Genomic DNA, 16,260 nt, shown 5'->3' on the forward strand with positions numbered 1-16,260 from the left:
ATGTTTAATCGGGAACTTTTAAAAGGAAGTACAGCCCTTATATTACTACAGTTATTGAATGAGCGAGCTATGTATGGGTATGAGCTTGTGAAAGAAATGGAAAAACGCAGTGAATACACCTTGCAGGTAAAGGAAGGAACGCTTTATCCTGCTCTCCACAAACTAGAGAAACAAGGATATATTGAAGCTTTTTGGGAGAAGCCAGAAAAAGGGCCAGCACGAAAATATTATAAATTAACAAAAGCTGGTGAAAAGCTGTTAAAAGAGAAAACGAGTGAATGGGCGCTGTTTTCCTCGATGGTCAATCGGGTGTTGGGGAAATCATGATCACTTTTCGCCAATATATCGAACAATTAGAGATAGAATTACGCCATCATCCGGATCGAACGGAGATTATCGCAGAAATCACAGTCCATATGAAGGAAGAAATGTCTGCACAGAATCTTCCTGAGAAGGAGGCGATGGCCATCATTATAAATAAGTTTGGAAGCCCACAAGAATTGGCTGGCAGTTTTCGTCAGGCTTCATTGCCTTCTCCTCAGCAAGTGAAAGTCCTGTTTATCCTATTTAACATTGGTGTATTTATAGTCGGGATAGCTATTACATTTGGGCATCATTTAGGAAACCTTTCATTCTTTCATTGGGCATGGGGAGCGCTCGCACAAAATAGCTGGTGGGTCTTAATGACTTATACAGCTTATTGGATTTTGATCGGATACCATTTGGGAAAAGAATTTGGTAGCCAAGGAAAAAAGTTGTTGACCGAAACCGTGCGGCTCACCATCATACCCAATTTATTTTTTATGATGATTGTATTATATGGCATTATGCCGATAGAGTGGTTCCGTTCGTTTTTAACAGCTCCCTTTTTCGGCGCTTGTCTTATTGCAACAATTTTGTTTTATCCGATTAGTCAAGCAGGTTTTTACCTTGGTAAACATCAGGGCCTTTAAGGGGATGTTCAAAAAGTCCGGTAAAAATGACACTGCGAATTCCTTCGTTGGCTTGCTTCTCCGCTGCTCATGTATCTAAATACATACATTCCGCTGCTCGAAGACTTCGCCGCCTCGAACTTTCGATGCACAGGACGTGCTAGTGTCGGCGTTGCTGACAGGACGTCAGCGTAGTCGCCGACGGGTCCTTTTTATCCTCCTTTTTGAACTCGCATTTTTAAGGGCTGTTCTTTTTACATATATACATAGTATTACTAAGTATATAATGATATTTGTAGAATAAAAGAATTGGAGGAGTAAAAATGGTATTTTTAAAAAATATCGGTATAAGTTTGATGAGCGCAATTGGAATCGCAGCGATCTGGTATTGGTTATTTGCGCCTACTTTTTCATCGGGTTTTTTCCTCGGAATAGGCTTGTTTTTAGCCGGAATCATCGTTTATGTAATCGCCCAAAAAGGTTCTATTTTAAAGCGGGTCGCCTTGATTGTGAGCTTATCAGGAGTAATACTAGCCGTCGGAATTATTGGCGCCATTATGGCGCTATTGACGAATATGTAAGGATCTCGTCAATCGTCCCTATCTACTACATATTGGAGACCCAAGAACATGACAGATCTGTAAGAAAACTGAAAGGAACTTCGATAGGTTAAACGGAGATTTCATCCTATACTAGAGGAGAAGAGAAAAGGAGGAATCTCCAATGACGACTCGCACCATTCAACTAAAAGAAAGTATCGGCAGTCGCACAGAGCGATTATCGAGAAGGAATTCACATAAATGGAAATGGTTAATGATCCCCGGTTTATTTTTATTGGCAGCCTTTTTATTGGTCACGGTTGCTGGAGAAAGATTAGTGGGCGACGAACAGATTGCGCAACTAAACGCTCTGAAAAGGGAAGAAAACTTTGTTCCACTTTCGCAGCTACCTGATTATGTGCAGCAAGCCTTTGTCAGTATTGAGGACCATCGTTTTTATCATCATGTTGGAATAGATCCAATTTCCTTGGCCCGTTCACTCCTCGTTGATCTGAAGACTCAATCCTTTGCCCAAGGTGGAAGTACCATTACGATGCAGCTCGTCAAGAATCAATTTTTGACGCAGGATAAGTCTCTAGGAAGAAAAGCAAAGGAGATGCTAATGGCTTTACAAATCGAACGTCATTATTCCAAGGATGAAATTTTGGAAATGTACCTGAATACAATCTATTTTGGTCATGGGACATACGGATTAACTGAGGCAGCACAGCTTTATTTCGATAAAAATTTGATCGTTGAAGACTCCCTAACATTAAAGGAAGCGGCAATCCTCGCCTCCCTACCAAAGGCGCCTGAAGTCTATTCTCCATTGAAAAACCCTGATAAGACCAGTGAAAGACAAGCGATTGTGTTGAAGAAAATGGAGGAATTTGGCCATATTACCCAGGAAGAGATGGACACGGCAGCATGGACAGATGAAAAAACCGAATAGCGAATGAATTAAAGGATTAGCGAGAGAAGGTTTGGATTGATGATGATTGGGATTAATTTGACATATTTAAAAAGGGAGAAAAAGAGAGAGCGCTTGTTGTGATCCACACAGGCGCTCTCTCTGCTCTCTAAGATTAGGATGCTTCAAGCACAACTTGCTTTGCATGATCCACATCAGAGAAAAATGCGTCCATCCCAAGCTGATCAAATAATCCACTTTGTTGAAACAGTTCTATTCCCCAATTCGGTAATCCGGCAATCAATATTGTGTAGCCGTTTTGCTGAGCCGTTGTGACAAAGATCGTAAACTTTTCCTCGCCTGTTGCATCAATGAGGCTAACATCAGTCATATCGATAATGAGTGTCTTCGGATTTCCGGCTAATTTATGAGCGATTGCCTGTTCGAAGGTTTGCGCTGTTCCGAAGAATAACGGACCTTTAATCGTAAAAATTTTATAGTGAATGCTCCAATTGTCATCCAACGACTTTTGTTGAAAGGATTCTTCCTGTTGAAGCTGAAGCAATTCGCTTTTCTTTTTCACAAAAGAGAGCACTGCTAATAACAAGCCGATCGGGATGGCGACTGTTAAATTCACGAATACTGTTAATAGGAAGGTGACTACTAAGACGAGTGAATCACTATTTTTTCTTTTGAGCAATGCTTTAAATGTTTTGATTTGACTCATATTCCAAGCTACATACATCAAAATAGGGGCCATCGCGGCTAGGGGAATATGAGAGGCATAAGGAGCGAAAAGTAATAATGTGAGTAGAACAAAAATACTATGAATGACACCTGAAAGCCTTGTCGCTGCCCCCGATTTAATGTTCGTAGCTGTTCGGGCAATCGCCCCTGTGGCTGGTATGCCTCCAAATAATGGTGTGATCATATTGGCAATCCCCTGTCCGAACAATTCTCGATTCGAGTGGTGCTTTTCTTTCGTCATTCCATCTGCCACAACTGCAGATAATAAGGACTCAATTGCCCCTAGTGATGCAATTGCAAATGCCGGTCCCCATAGCTGGTTGATTTTCGTCCACGTAATGTTGGGCAGGTGAAATGTAGGTAAGCTTTGTGAAATTCCGCCAAAGACCGTTCCAATCGTATCCAATTGACTTGGGAAAAATAAAATGGATACAAAAGTGGGAAGGAGTAAAGCAACAAGTAAGACAGGAACGCGCGGCGCTATTTTAGGTATCAAAACAATCGAAACAATGCCTATACTAGCAATGCCTAAACTATATAAATTTAAGGTAGGCAGATGTTGAAAAAACTCCAGCATATTTTCATGAAAATACTGTTTTTGCGCCATTCCATTTAAACCGAATAAATTCCCCAACTGACCTGTGAAAATAATCACAGCTATCCCCGTTGTAAATCCAATTGTCACAGACCTTGGAATATAGTGAACCAAATTCCCAATTCGCAAAAAACTCATCAGCACAAGGAAAGTTCCAGCCATAAATCCTGCAATTAATAAATTTTCATAACCGTACTGAAGAACAACGGCAAGCAAAATGGGAATGAAGGCCCCGGTAGGACCGGCAATCTGAAAACGAGAACCACCTAGCAAGGAAACAATCAATCCAGCGATGATCGTCGTGTAAATGCCGTACTCAGGCTTTACTCCAGAAGCCATGGCAAAAGCCATCCCAAGAGGAATGGCTACGATCCCGACGGTTATGCCGGAAATGAAGTCTCTACGTAGGTGTTGAAGCTGAAGACCAGCTAACAATGTGACTTCACCTCTGTCTTTATTTCATAAAAGTATCTATATTCCATTATAGCAAACAATATGGAAATTTTCAAAAATATATAAAAACAGGATCGTCTATTGTTTTTGGCTTATTTATTATATAATCGAGACGAAGGCAAAATTGATTGGATGAAAGGAGGAAGAAAATGATCATAAGCACTAAGCCATCTTTTTTAAGCTTTGTTTACTTAGGCAAGCTCCATGCAAAGTCTGTACTATGAACAACAGCGGTTGTTTGTATGGAGCTATTTTGAAACCGCTTATTTCAATCTGACTTGTATGGTGAAAAACTGTTTAATAGTATAGGCTTTGCTCCCTTAAAAAATTATCATCATTTTAAGGAGCGAGCCGGAATGAAATATATGAATGCACATGTTGTTTTTCCTAAGGATCTATTAAGGGAAATGCAGAAGTATGTACAAGGTGAGATGGTTTATATTCCGAATCCTGAAGGGGTTCGTAAAAAATGGGGCGAGAATTCAGGTCATAGAGAATTTCTGAGGCAGCGAAATGCTGAAATTCGCCACCAATTTAGCGAAGGAATCTCCATTGATCAGCTGATGGTTCAACATTCTCTTTCCTATGACAGTATTAAAAAAATTGTTTACTCGAAAAAGTAAGCAATAGGCTTGTGGGTTTCGAAACTCATGAGCTTATTTTTGTTCGGAGGTATGAGGTTATGATAGGAAAATATCTATCACGTAAAATCTTCAACGCTCTAATTGAACTAAGCTTACTATGGAATGAAACCCCAACAAAGGGCATATGGTAAGTTCGATTTCGTTACTATAAAAAACCACCGACAGAGCTTCCTAGGATAGCTAATGTTCACCAATATTCCGATCCATCGGATATTTTCCCCTCAAAAACTTGTTTTATCCTGCCCGCCGCTTTTGAATAATAATGATATTCACTCTCCCCTGGCTTTCTATGCTGTGAGCGTAAATAGGAGTGTGCCGAAAACAAGTAAGATTTGTTTTGTATATATAATTTCGTTTGAGGACTCCCTATACTTACCTTTAAAAGGGGAGCATTATAATGAAACATATTGATATGAATAGTTTACTTGAAGAACATAAAACGAAATTACAATGGATTGGTGGACAACATGCAAAAATCAAGCAAATAAAGAATATCCTAAATGGAAAAAGCGCAGATTCTGCGATGTTCTTTGCTATTGAAGGAATTTGGGCTCATCAAAAACTTATGAAAACTAACATTGAAATGGACTCCTTTCTTTTTTGTCCTGAATGTATTTATAGTGAGGAAGCCTTTCATTTAGTGGAAAAAAGTTTAAAGAAAGCTAAAAATGTTTTTATTATTTCTAAGAAAGTAATGGAGAAAATTAGCCAAGAAGATAAACTGGATGGTTTGGTCTCAATTGGATTATTGCCACATCATAAAATAGAATTTTTAAAATTAAAAAAGCATCCTGTGATTGTAGTCTTAGATGGTTTGGAGCAGGCTGGTAATATAGGCACGATCATTCGTACCTGCGATGGAGCTGGGGTAGACGCTATTTTTATTTGCAATAAAAAAGCAAAGCTAACCAATCCAAAACTAATTAAGGCTAGTATGGGTGGTGTGTTTACTGTGCCGATTATTGAATTTTCCAATGTTACAGCTTGTATAAATTGGTTAAGCAAGCATAATTTCCATATATACCTTGCAGATACCCGTGCGAATCGAACCTATAAACAGCATGAATATAGCGGGAATATAGCATTGGTGATAGGGAGTGAACGATATGGGATTTCAAAGGAATGGTATAATTATCCCCATCAACAGCTGTTGATCCCCATGCATGGTATTTGTGATTCACTAAATGTGGGAATAGCCACAGCGGTCATTGTGTATGAAATAAAAATGCAGAAGGACGGATCCGTTTTATAGAGCAGGAAATTTTGGCTTTTGAATGGAATAAAATAAGCAAAAACCCCTGAAAGAGTGCACAGAATCCAAAAGATTGATATTTAATGAGATGTATTGGTTTAAGGTGCATTCCAGTAGAAGCATATAGTCGTCACCTCGAATGTGAAAATTTCAAGAGAATCATCTATTATAAGCAAGTTATTGGAAGGATAAACCGTTATTCCCAGAGGTTTTTTACATCGTATTATCGAACAGATAAAGGGATAATATTTTAATAGGAGTAAAGTCAATGTATATAAAAACAGAAAGATTATTAATACGAAAATTTGAATCCGGAGATTGGCAAGCTGTACATGAGTATACGTCAGACATTAACGTTATGAAATATCTACCTGAAGGGGTTTTCTCTGAAGAAGAGGCAAAGACGTTTGTACATAATAACATGGGGGAAAATGCTGAAAATTTTCCTGTAGTCTTAATGGATGAAAAAACCTTGATGGGTCACATTGTTTTTCATAAGTACTTTGGTGAGCATACGTATGAGATTGGTTGGGTATTCAATCCTAAATATCACAATAAAGGATATGCTTCTGAAGCAGCGCAGGCTACATTGAAATATGGATTTGAGAATCTGAAATTGCATCGGATAATAGCTACATGTCAGCCTCAGAATATTCCATCATATCGAGTTATGGAGAAAATTGGAATGAGAAGGGAAGGCTATTTCAAGAAGTGTATACCACATGGAAATGAATGGTGGGACGAATATTATTACGCTATTTTAGAAGAAGAGTGGAAACGTGCGACGAATAGTTTTTAAATAAATCCGAACGAATTCCAAATGTTTCTGGTTAAAATTAAAACCGCATACAATTACAAACAATTAAAATTTCATATTTCCCCATTTACTCCTTTTACAAAATTCAGGGAGGTGCCAAAGCACCTCCCAGTTACTCAATTGCCAAAATGGCCTTTTTAAAGATGGTTCCTGGTTGCTGATTTCCTTGTAACGGATCTTGACTAGAAATCCTTGCAACCTTGTCCATATTGGTAATCACGACAATGATAGTAGGATCTTTTTTCGTATGTTCCAAGGCTTTTAAATTCATATGGGCCAGTTTCGTTTTAGGAGTAACACTCTCTCCTTCTTTTACGAAGACATCAAATCCTTGACCATTCAAGCTAACTGTGTCAATTCCCATGTGAATGAGGATTTCAATGCCGTTTTCAGTCGTAATCCCCACTGCATGCTTCGTCGGAAAAACAGTGGTGATTGTTCCACTTACTGGAGAATAGACATCCCCGGTATTTGATTTCATTGCGTAGCCATCACCGACTAATTTTGTTGAAAATACCTCATCTGCGACATCTTCAAGAGGCAGATAAACACCATCTGTTACGGAACGCAATTCGACTTGACCTTCAAATGCTTCTTTATCTTCTACTTGTTTAGGTTTTGGCACCATCATGTATGCCAAGACAAAGGATAGTGTGAGCGAAATAAGAATGCCTAACACCGCAAAAATAAAGTATTGGCCAATGTAAGCAGGTAGACTAAAGATACTTGAAAGGATATAACCATAAATACGAACACCAAAGAAACTAATAAAAGCAGAAGCAACAGAACTACCGATTGTTGCAGCAATAAATGCTTTTTTATACTTTGTTAAAACCCCGAAAAGGGCAGGTTCTGTGATGCCCAGTAAGCCAGATACAGCGGAAGAAACAACAATGGACTTCTCTGCTTTTGAAACTACTTTTGTATAAATCGCAGCTGTTGCCCCTGTAATCGCCATGTTCGCCATGAACATCATCGGCATTAACATGTCATAGCCTTGATTGGCAAAGTTTTGCAGTGCAATTGGAGTCATGGCGTGGTGCAAACCAGTTAAGATGGCAATCGGACGAATCGCACCAACGATGACTCCAGCCAAAATAGGGGAAATCGTAAACAACCAGCTTACGCCATCCGCTAATAGGTTTCCTAAGTGAATGCCGATTGGTCCAATCACGACAAGAGTCAATGATCCAGCCAAAAATAGGGAGAAGGTTGGAGTAAAGACGGTTCGCAATGTTTTAGGTAAAACTTTATCGACACCACGGTAAATATAGCTTAATGCAAGAACGGCAAAGATAATCGGAATAACCGTGCCTGCATAATTGAAGACCGGAACGGGTAAGAATCCAAATAATAAGAACTGAGAAATATCTCCAGCTTCTACAGCCGCAGTCATCGTTGGAAATTGTATTGTAGCGGCAATGGCGATTGCCAAGTATTGATTCGTTTTAAAGATCTTGGCAGCCGACGCAGCTACAAAAAATGGTAAGAATGTAAATACACCACTGGCAAGCATGTCAATGACTTTGAATGTGGGAGTCTTATTTGAAATGATATTCAAAGCCACAAGACCGGCCATTAACCCCTTGATCATCCCAGCACCTGCGATTGCTGGCACGATGGGACCGAAAACGCCTGATACCGTGTCCATAAAGAGAGAAACGATGCCTTTTTTCTCTCCTTTGTCTTGTTTATGATCTTCGTTGTGTTCAAGTCCTAATAATTTGGATAGCGGGGTAAAGTATTCCGCTACATTTGTACCAATCACGATTTGAAGTTGATCGCTTTGATATTTGACTCCTACTATAGCAGGATTAAGATTGAGTTTGTCATAATTGATCTTGTCTTTATCTTTAAGATTGAAACGAAGACGCGTCATACAATGCCATGCGTTGTTGATATTTTCCTTGCCGCCGATATTTGCAATAATCTCTTTTGCGACATCTTCGTGCTTCATATTGTTCATCCTTTCTGACGAATCATATTGTGTCCGTTTGCAGAATGAATGATACCATATTCCATTTATTTTGGAAACCAGTCCTAAAATTACCCAATTTCATTAATAGTTATTGTTATATCAACGTTTTTCGTGTCCTATACTTTTAATTGGACTGGTTTTTATGAGGGAAGACAGTCGTTATTTAGTCCAAATTGACAGGGGTCATTTGAACGTGTTTCAATAGCCATAAATGTTTATAATGAAGGATGATGAATAAATGAAGCCTACAATGATTACGGATATAAAAAGTTTTGCCATCAAACCAGATCGTCACAATCTTGTCGTTGTGAAAGTCGAAACAGACAAAGGGATTTCAGGTATAGGATGTGCCACTTTTCAATTTCGACCGTTAGCCGTTCAATGTATCGTAGATGAATACCTTAAACCTCTTCTTGTTGGCCGCGATGCTAATCAAATTGAAGATTTATGGCATGTTATGACTGTAAATGCTTATTGGAGAAACGGACCGGTGATAAACAATGCCATTTCAGGTGTGGATATGGCGTTATGGGATATTAAGGGAAAGCAAGCGGACATGCCTTTATATCAATTATTAGGTGGAAAAGCACGTACCGCCATCCCTGCCTATACTCATGCAGTTGCGAATGATTTAGATACGTTATACGGAGAAATTGATAAGTTTTTGGCTGAGGGGTATCGACACATTCGCTGTCAATTGGGATTCTATGGTGGGAATGCTACAAAAATGGTGACGCCTAAACAACCGATCGAAGGGACTTATTTTGACCAAAATGAATACATGAACACCACATTAAAAATGTTTGAAGCGATTGCGAACAAATATGGGGACTCATTCCAAATGCTGCACGATGTTCATGAGCGCTTATTCCCAAATCAAGCCGTACAATTCGCAAAAAAAGCGGAAAAATATAACTTGTTCTTTTTAGAAGATATTTTACCACCAGACCAAAATGAATGGCTGGCACAAATCCGTAGTCAAACTTCTACACCAATCGCTACAGGGGAATTATTCAATAATCCGATGGAGTGGAAAAAATTAGTCATGGAACGGCAACTAGATTATATGCGTGCTCATGTTTCGCAAATTGGCGGGATTACACCTGCGCTCAAATTAGCTCATGTTTGTGATGCGATGGGGGTACGAATGGCTTGGCATACACCATCGGATATTACACCAATCGGTTTAGCTGTAAATACTCATTTAAACATTCATTTGCATAATGCAGCGATTCAAGAAAATATTGATGTCCCTGAGAATACCCAAAAGATCTTCAAAAACATTCCAGCACCAGAAAAAGGATACTTTTACCCCATTGATCGTCCGGGAATTGGTGTAGACTTCCTCGAAGGCATGGCAGACGAATTTCCTGTGGAATATCGTCCACATGAATGGACGCAAAGTCGGATTCCAGATGGCACTTTAATCACTCCCTAAAAGAGGACGTTCAAAAGGAAGGCTTAAATGGATGAACAAAGGATAAACGGCTAAAGGCGCCACATCCCTATGTCTTCGCCGTTTTGACCAATGTTCTGTTGGCCTTAAAGCTAACAGTGGACAAATTAGCTTTGTCTTGCTTGATGCATTTCTTTATCAAATGGCGTTATATATGTGCAGGTGTAATCGATGGCCGTTAACTCACTATATTCATATACTCTGCCATCATTCAGCAAACAACGATTGGCAATTTTCATAGCGGGTGTTCCCTTTTTACACAAGAGTAGTTTCGCTTGTTCCTTGGTCACTGCGGTGGGTGTATAGCTAGTGATATAGTGAGAAATCTTATAGCCGCGGCTTTGAACATACTCTTGAATAGAGTGTTCCACATGTTCTTTGCTGAGGTCTGGAAAAAGTGATACAGGCATTTTAGATACCTCAATTTGCTCTATCTTAAAATCGACAATACGTACACGTTGGAATACCCATATTTCTTCCGATTGATCCAACTGAAAGATCTGTGCATCTTTTGGCGTTGATCTTTCCTTGGAGATGTCAATCATTCTTGAGGAAATGCGTTCATAAGGTGTTCGGGTCAGTGAATTAAAGATTAACGGATTTTTCTGTAGGTTGTCGTAAACATACATTCCGGAACCTTGAATAACCTTAATCACACCGATTTCACTAAGGTTTTTAATTGACTCTTGAATGGTATAGCGAGACACTTGATACATTTCCGCTAAGGTTCGCTGATCGGGAAGTTTCCCATTTGGAAATTGTTTTTGATAAATCTTGCTCAATAAATCTTGAATAATAAACTCCGTTTTTTTCAAAGAATAAGTCCCTTCTTTCCTGAAATATAGGATATGTATTCTTGTACCAAGTATATTTTTTGTTTTTAAATTGTCAATGGGGGTCACTGGCCTCATTAAAACTGAAAAGGAGAATGGCAATGCAACGAGTAACTATTTTGAATCGTTTAGAACAAGCTGGCGTGATCGCGGTAGTCCGGGGTGAGACGAAGGAAGAAGCTCTTAAAGCTAGCCATGCAATTGTGAAAGGGGGAATGAAAGGGATTGAACTAACTTTTACGGTTCCTCAGGCAGATGAAGCGATTGGTGAGTTGGTGGAAACATATCAAAATCAACCGGAAGTAGTGATCGGGGCAGGAACTGTTTTGGATGCGATAACCGCGCGTTTAGCCATCATGGCTGGTGCTCAGTACATTGTCAGCCCAAGCTTTGATCAGGATACAGCAGAAATCTGCAATTTGTATCAGATTCCTTATTTGCCAGGCTGCATGACCATAACGGAAATGCAGATTGCCTTAAAAAGCGGCGTAGATATCATCAAATTATTCCCTGGAAGTGCATATGGTCCAAGTATTGTAAGTGCCTTGAAAGCACCAATGCCTCATTTGAATATTATGCCCACAGGTGGTGTTAATCTAGAAAACATGGAAGATTGGTTTAACGCGGGGGCGATAACTGTAGGTATTGGCGGGAATTTACTAGCCCCCGCAAAAACAGGAGAGTTTGATAAGGTAACCGAAATGGCACGCCGATACATGGAAAAATTCCGTGCTATTAAAGGAGTCTGAGATATGGGAAAGGTAGTCACTCTGGGAGAAATTATGCTGCGATTGTCCACGGAAACAGGCATCCGTTTGTCAGGCGCCCATCATTTTCAAGCTCATTATGGAGGGGGAGAGGCGAATGTAGGGATTTCACTAGCAAACTTTGCGCATGAAGTATATTTCGCTAGTAAAGTTCCTGACAATGCCCTTGGACATGCCGTCAAACGACACTTGAATAGTTATGGAGTATCCACCAAACATTTATTGTTTGGCGGGGACCGTTTAGGAACCTATTATATGGAAGCCGGCGTTGGAGAACGGGCTGCCAGTATCATTTATGATCGGGCTTACTCCAGCTTTGCAGAAATGACGACTCTCGAATGGGACATGGAGACATTATTAGAAGAGGTAGACATTCTCCACTTGTCTGGAATCACTCCAGCCTTATCCAAATCTTGGAAAGCATTAGTGATGAGATGCATTCAGATCGCCAAAAACCATGAGGTGAAAATCAGTTTTGATATCAACTATCGTGGCAAACTCTGGAGTCAAAAAGAAGCTGGAGAAACGATCCGTCAAATCCTGCCGTATGTGGATTTCTGTTCAGCAGGAAAAATGGATGCCTTATATTTATTGGGAATGAAAGAGTATAAGGGGAACGAAGATGAACTGATTGATTACTACCAACAGATGCAAAAAGCTTACCCGAATATCCAACTCTTTTATTCAACCAAAAGAACGGTTCATTCAGCTAGTGCTCATACTCTCGTTGGAACATTATGGATGAATGAACAGTATTACGAATCCTGTGTGCATGTAATGGATCCGATTGTCGATCGGGTAGGTGGCGGGGACGCATTCTCCGCAGGCATCCTGCATGGTATTTTAGAAGAAAAAGAGGCACAGACAATCGTTGAATTTGCCACGGCGGCATCGGCGTTGAAACACACCGTTCATGGAGATTGCAGCCCGTTCAGCGTAGAGGAAATAGAATCCTTCATGGCTGCTGGCTCAGGGAAGATTGATAGATAAAAAGCTTGCTTCCTAAAAACGGCAAGGGGCAGTCATGCTACCCTTGTCACGTAATACTAGTTCTATTATTAGATTATCCGTCATTGGCAGCCTAGAATTGGGAGTTAGTCGGTATCTCTATATACAACAGGAAGTATATAATGAAGTTGTAACTAAAAGTAATGATCAAGTAATCGGTAAACATGGGTTAAGGAATCCATTTTGAAATATTGGGGTTATCCCTATTAGTATCAAAAATAATCGGAGAAATCATCGTGTTTAAACACCAAATTTGTGGTATAATGTATATAGAAACTGCGGTAACGCATATAATAGTAAGACCGCCGATACGGGTATATCAGCGGTCAGCAATAGACCGAACCCCGTCAAAGGGGGCGGCTCTTTGGATTAGGTAAGACCTCCCAAAAGAGACTCCGACTCAGTGGGGAGGTCTTACTTATGCCTATCAGACATAATAAATGCCACAAGCATCCCAAATGCGAACAGTAAGGTAAGCACCTGAAAAGTGGACATAGGCCTCACCTCCTTTCTCGCTGTGACATGATCCATGTCAAGCAACGAGTAACAGAAGTGAGCCACCCTCCCTTGAGAAGTCGATCTTATTGCCTGAAACTATTATACCATAAGAAGATGACGGAATTATCAAAACTAGATGGATTTTCCTGTTATTAACGTTTTTTCTTATTTTCCTGCTTAATGCAACTATATAGAGTGAGCAATCCTCCCATTTGAATGGTACGTTTATATGGTCTTGAATACTTTAATCAATATTTTCCCTTTTAAGCCATTCGGTTACAGTCGTTGAATCAGCAAACCCACGGCTAGGAAACGACCTCTGTTAAAACAACCGAAAATATTTCTTTAGTTAAATAAGTGAATCTTCACATAATTGATTGTGGCTTTCTCTACTGTATGGTAACCTAAAGAAAAGGTAATGGGGGGATGGAGATGTCCATTAGTTGGGAGGATTCGTATTTAGGGAAACTGAGAAAAGAGGTTGGCTCGCGGATGTTGATAGCCCCTGCCGTTAGAGCGGTTATACAAGATGCAGAAGGAAGGATCTTGTTTGTCAAAAGAAAAGATAATGGAGAATGGGTGATGCCAGCAGGTGGACTTGAGTTGCATGAATCTATTATGGATTGTCTTATACGGGAAGTGAAAGAAGAAACAGGCCTTGAATTGATTTCGGCTAAGCCAATTGCTATGTACACAGGGCCAAACTATGAATATACCAATGGATACGGCGATAAAAACAAAATGTTTGCGGTGGTATTTTTAGTCGAGCAATGGCCTGGTCAGCTTCTTGAGGAAACGGATGAAACATCACACGCCCAATTTTTTGCCCTAGACGAACTCCCTCCTATTCCAAATTTGTACCTTGAGACCATTGAGGATTTGGAAAAATACCAAAAATATGAGCAGATTATTTTAAAATAGCGTTATCCATAAAGCTCTCCTCTTTCATTCTAAATGCAATACGCTCGTTAAGGTTCTAAAAGAACGCCTGCCCGTGCCGGTGAGAAAGATAAGAGTATTGTTGAGAAATGCGCTAGAGAGCGATATGGACTCTACATATTCTGGAAACCCATTACTTTAGCGATGGAAGTTGTCGGTAACTATATGTTTTGTTCTAGTACTGATGATTTGCCTTGCTTTGCGGAAATAGGAAGAGGCATCTGATGATACGGTGAAAGTCACACTGACCAATTCTGCAGGGATGCATGCGATAAAATTCGACGGTTACAACAAAGAAGTCAAGGAAAAAAGCAATGGCTAAAAAATACGCCATTGCTTTCACTTGCATTTATTTTCTTAATCCGAACCTTTAGCGTCTTTAATTATTGTTTCGGCCTCTTCTTGAGCCTCTCGAATCGCGGTATTGATATCAATACCTTCATAAATAATTTTATTTGCCGTTTTACCAAATAACCATCTACCTGTTACTTGATGCTCAGAAGCTCTGCCATCAGGAACATTTAATGGATGACGCGTAAATGCTTCCATATTCTTGTTTTTAAGAATTTCCATATTGTAATCAAGTGGATCGCTGTCCTGAATCCATTCATCTGAAATTAAATATTCAATTACTTTAAATGCTTCATCAGGATATTCAGAATATGGTGAGATCGCATAGAAAGTACCGTCAGTATATGGTTGAGTTGGGTTGTCTTTATCTAAAATTGGCCAACTTACAAAGTCAAAGTCCATATCACTTTCCTCAGCCGACTCTGCTAACCCTTTAGCAATATAACGTGCATGTAGGGCCATCGCAACATTTCGCTCATTATAAATCCCGTAGCTCCATGGATCAAAGAAATCCTCTTTTCCATTATCTGGGATATTCCCGGGAATAGACGCGACTTCTCTTATTAAAGAAAGTACTTTATTGACATCTTCACGGTTTTCAAAATGTACTTCATCATCTGCATTCACAAGCCAATCATCAAGCATCCCGACCATTTGCGGGTCCAGTGCAATGTCTAATCCGCGGTACTGTGTTCCATCTCGCTCACCTGTTACTTTGCGTGCGAGATCAATGACTTCTTCCCAGGTCATATCATCTGTCGGATACGGTACACCGAACTTATCGAACACTTCTTTATTGTACGCCAACCCGTGGTATGTTAACTGACCAGGTAATGAATAAATTCCATCATCATCAGGTTTATGTGCATGCATCGCTTTGATTCGATAATCTGGCCAATCACTCGTATCTAGTTCATGCTTTTCAATGAACGGTGTTAAATCAAAAAGCATGTCATATCCTTTTAACACACTTAAACTATAGTCTGTTAAAATCATAATATCTGGAAGTTGCTGTTTTGCAATTTGCTCCTCAATCGTTTCCTTATACGCATTGACTACTTGAATATCCTCCCATTCAAATGTAATATGTGGGAAAACTTCTTTCAATCGTTCTTCAACTGCTTCATGATCACCTGGATACCAGAAACGCATCGTGATTTCTTCTTTTGGTTCATTCTCTGAGTTATTTCCTCCATCTGACGAATTATTTTCACTCGCATTGCCCTTGTTATTCTCTGTGTTATTCGAGCTTCCTTTTTCTGAACATCCAACGAATAGCATCATGCATAATAAAAGACCTAAAACAACTAGTAAGCGCCTTCTTTTCAACGATTATTCTCCCCCTTTAGTTTTTCAGCCGACTTTTTGTATGTTTCAGCATTGTTCATATTGTATTATAATATTCTGATAGATATGTATGATGTTGCTCCATCCATTTAGTAATACACTGTCGCCAAGTTGTAACTCGAAAATACGAGTTTTACGAGTCGTTTCAGCGATGGTGGAAGTTTTTCGTGTGCATTAGCTCAATAAATGAAGAA

At 39.7% G+C, this 16,260-nt stretch carries 15 protein-coding genes; 11 read left to right on the forward strand and 4 right to left on the reverse strand.

Going from position 1 to position 16,260, the window contains the following annotated elements; genetic code table 11:
• The 4 genes from KI363_RS06235 (at nucleotide 1) to KI363_RS06250 (ending at nucleotide 2,423) form a co-directional block, all read left to right on the forward strand.
• Nucleotides 1–327 (forward strand): PadR family transcriptional regulator, encoded by a 327-nt coding sequence (locus KI363_RS06235; RefSeq protein WP_212965891.1) that lies wholly within the window; start codon nucleotides 1–3, stop codon nucleotides 325–327.
• Nucleotides 279–953 (forward strand): HAAS signaling domain-containing protein, encoded by a 675-nt coding sequence (locus tag KI363_RS06240; RefSeq protein WP_212965846.1) that lies wholly within the window; start codon nucleotides 279–281, stop codon nucleotides 951–953. The genes KI363_RS06235 and KI363_RS06240 overlap by 49 nt, the downstream gene beginning before the upstream one ends.
• 302 nt (nucleotides 954–1,255) lie before the next feature.
• Nucleotides 1,256–1,513 (forward strand): hypothetical protein, encoded by a 258-nt coding sequence (locus KI363_RS06245; protein WP_212965847.1) that lies wholly within the window; start codon nucleotides 1,256–1,258, stop codon nucleotides 1,511–1,513.
• 142 nt (nucleotides 1,514–1,655) lie between these two features.
• Nucleotides 1,656–2,423: a transglycosylase domain-containing protein gene (locus KI363_RS06250; protein WP_212965848.1), complete on the forward strand. Its 768-nt coding sequence runs from the start codon at nucleotides 1,656–1,658 to the stop codon at nucleotides 2,421–2,423.
• A gap of 133 nt (nucleotides 2,424–2,556) precedes the next feature.
• On the opposite strand, the gene KI363_RS06255 is transcribed toward KI363_RS06250, so the two are convergent.
• A complete protein-coding gene (locus KI363_RS06255) occupies nucleotides 2,557–4,158 on the reverse strand; it encodes a SulP family inorganic anion transporter (protein WP_246516785.1) in 1,602 nt (533 codons plus the stop codon).
• Between the two features lie 374 nt (nucleotides 4,159–4,532).
• On the opposite strand from KI363_RS06255, the gene KI363_RS06260 reads away from it, so the two are divergent.
• The 3 genes from KI363_RS06260 to KI363_RS06270 all read left to right on the forward strand — a co-directional run bounded on the left by KI363_RS06260 (nucleotide 4,533) and on the right by KI363_RS06270 (nucleotide 6,871).
• Nucleotides 4,533–4,799, forward strand: coding sequence for a CD3324 family protein (locus tag KI363_RS06260; RefSeq protein WP_158321128.1), 267 nt, complete (start codon nucleotides 4,533–4,535; stop codon nucleotides 4,797–4,799).
• 418 nt (nucleotides 4,800–5,217) lie between these two features.
• A complete protein-coding gene (locus tag KI363_RS06265) occupies nucleotides 5,218–6,072 on the forward strand; it encodes a TrmH family RNA methyltransferase (RefSeq protein ID WP_212965849.1) in 855 nt (284 codons plus the stop codon).
• 268 nt (nucleotides 6,073–6,340) lie between these two features.
• A complete protein-coding gene (locus tag KI363_RS06270) occupies nucleotides 6,341–6,871 on the forward strand; it encodes a GNAT family N-acetyltransferase (protein WP_158321130.1) in 531 nt (176 codons plus the stop codon).
• A 130-nt stretch (nucleotides 6,872–7,001) separates the two neighbouring features.
• On the opposite strand, the gene KI363_RS06275 is transcribed toward KI363_RS06270, so the two are convergent.
• Nucleotides 7,002–8,846: a glucose PTS transporter subunit IIA gene (locus KI363_RS06275; RefSeq protein ID WP_246516786.1), complete on the reverse strand. Its 1,845-nt coding sequence runs from the start codon at nucleotides 8,844–8,846 to the stop codon at nucleotides 7,002–7,004.
• A gap of 259 nt (nucleotides 8,847–9,105) precedes the next feature.
• On the opposite strand from KI363_RS06275, the gene KI363_RS06280 reads away from it, so the two are divergent.
• The gene (locus KI363_RS06280) at nucleotides 9,106–10,305 is read left to right on the forward strand and encodes an enolase C-terminal domain-like protein (protein WP_158321132.1); all 1,200 of its coding nucleotides are present in this window, start codon (nucleotides 9,106–9,108) and stop codon (nucleotides 10,303–10,305) included.
• 125 nt (nucleotides 10,306–10,430) lie between these two features.
• Here KI363_RS06280 and KI363_RS06285 read toward each other — a convergent pair whose 3' ends face one another.
• A complete protein-coding gene (locus KI363_RS06285; RefSeq protein WP_158321133.1) occupies nucleotides 10,431–11,138 on the reverse strand; it encodes a GntR family transcriptional regulator in 708 nt (235 codons plus the stop codon).
• A 119-nt stretch (nucleotides 11,139–11,257) separates the two neighbouring features.
• On the opposite strand from KI363_RS06285, the gene KI363_RS06290 reads away from it, so the two are divergent.
• The 3 genes from KI363_RS06290 (at nucleotide 11,258) to KI363_RS06300 (ending at nucleotide 14,350) form a co-directional block, all read left to right on the forward strand.
• The gene (locus KI363_RS06290; RefSeq protein WP_158321134.1) at nucleotides 11,258–11,905 is read left to right on the forward strand and encodes a bifunctional 4-hydroxy-2-oxoglutarate aldolase/2-dehydro-3-deoxy-phosphogluconate aldolase; all 648 of its coding nucleotides are present in this window, start codon (nucleotides 11,258–11,260) and stop codon (nucleotides 11,903–11,905) included.
• Between the two features lie 3 nt (nucleotides 11,906–11,908).
• A complete protein-coding gene (locus tag KI363_RS06295) occupies nucleotides 11,909–12,913 on the forward strand; it encodes a sugar kinase (protein ID WP_212965851.1) in 1,005 nt (334 codons plus the stop codon).
• Between the two features lie 948 nt (nucleotides 12,914–13,861).
• A complete protein-coding gene (locus tag KI363_RS06300; RefSeq protein WP_212965852.1) occupies nucleotides 13,862–14,350 on the forward strand; it encodes an NUDIX domain-containing protein in 489 nt (162 codons plus the stop codon).
• 375 nt (nucleotides 14,351–14,725) lie between these two features.
• Here the strand turns inward: KI363_RS06300 and KI363_RS06305 are convergent, their stop codons facing one another.
• Nucleotides 14,726–16,048, reverse strand: a complete 1,323-nt coding sequence (locus tag KI363_RS06305; RefSeq protein WP_158321136.1) for an ABC transporter substrate-binding protein — start codon at nucleotides 16,046–16,048, stop codon at nucleotides 14,726–14,728.
• Between the last annotated feature and the right edge of the window lie 212 nt (nucleotides 16,049–16,260).

This window comes from Lederbergia ruris (genome assembly GCF_018332955.1).
Taxonomy (GTDB): Bacteria; Bacillota; Bacilli; order Bacillales; family Bacillaceae_C; genus Lederbergia; species Lederbergia ruris.

Coding starts and splice junctions, on each gene's coding strand:
- KI363_RS06235 (WP_212965891.1), top strand. CDS start 1: ATGTTTAATCGGGAACTTTTAAAAGGAAGTACAGCCCTTATATTACTA.
- KI363_RS06240 (WP_212965846.1), top strand. CDS start 279: ATGGGCGCTGTTTTCCTCGATGGTCAATCGGGTGTTGGGGAAATCATG.
- KI363_RS06245 (WP_212965847.1), top strand. CDS start 1,256: ATGGTATTTTTAAAAAATATCGGTATAAGTTTGATGAGCGCAATTGGA.
- KI363_RS06250 (WP_212965848.1), top strand. CDS start 1,656: ATGACGACTCGCACCATTCAACTAAAAGAAAGTATCGGCAGTCGCACA.
- KI363_RS06260 (WP_158321128.1), top strand. CDS start 4,533: ATGAAATATATGAATGCACATGTTGTTTTTCCTAAGGATCTATTAAGG.
- KI363_RS06265 (WP_212965849.1), top strand. CDS start 5,218: ATGAAACATATTGATATGAATAGTTTACTTGAAGAACATAAAACGAAA.
- KI363_RS06270 (WP_158321130.1), top strand. CDS start 6,341: ATGTATATAAAAACAGAAAGATTATTAATACGAAAATTTGAATCCGGA.
- KI363_RS06275 (WP_246516786.1), bottom strand. CDS start 8,846: ATGAAGCACGAAGATGTCGCAAAAGAGATTATTGCAAATATCGGCGGC.
- KI363_RS06280 (WP_158321132.1), top strand. CDS start 9,106: ATGAAGCCTACAATGATTACGGATATAAAAAGTTTTGCCATCAAACCA.
- KI363_RS06290 (WP_158321134.1), top strand. CDS start 11,258: ATGCAACGAGTAACTATTTTGAATCGTTTAGAACAAGCTGGCGTGATC.
- KI363_RS06295 (WP_212965851.1), top strand. CDS start 11,909: ATGGGAAAGGTAGTCACTCTGGGAGAAATTATGCTGCGATTGTCCACG.
- KI363_RS06300 (WP_212965852.1), top strand. CDS start 13,862: ATGTCCATTAGTTGGGAGGATTCGTATTTAGGGAAACTGAGAAAAGAG.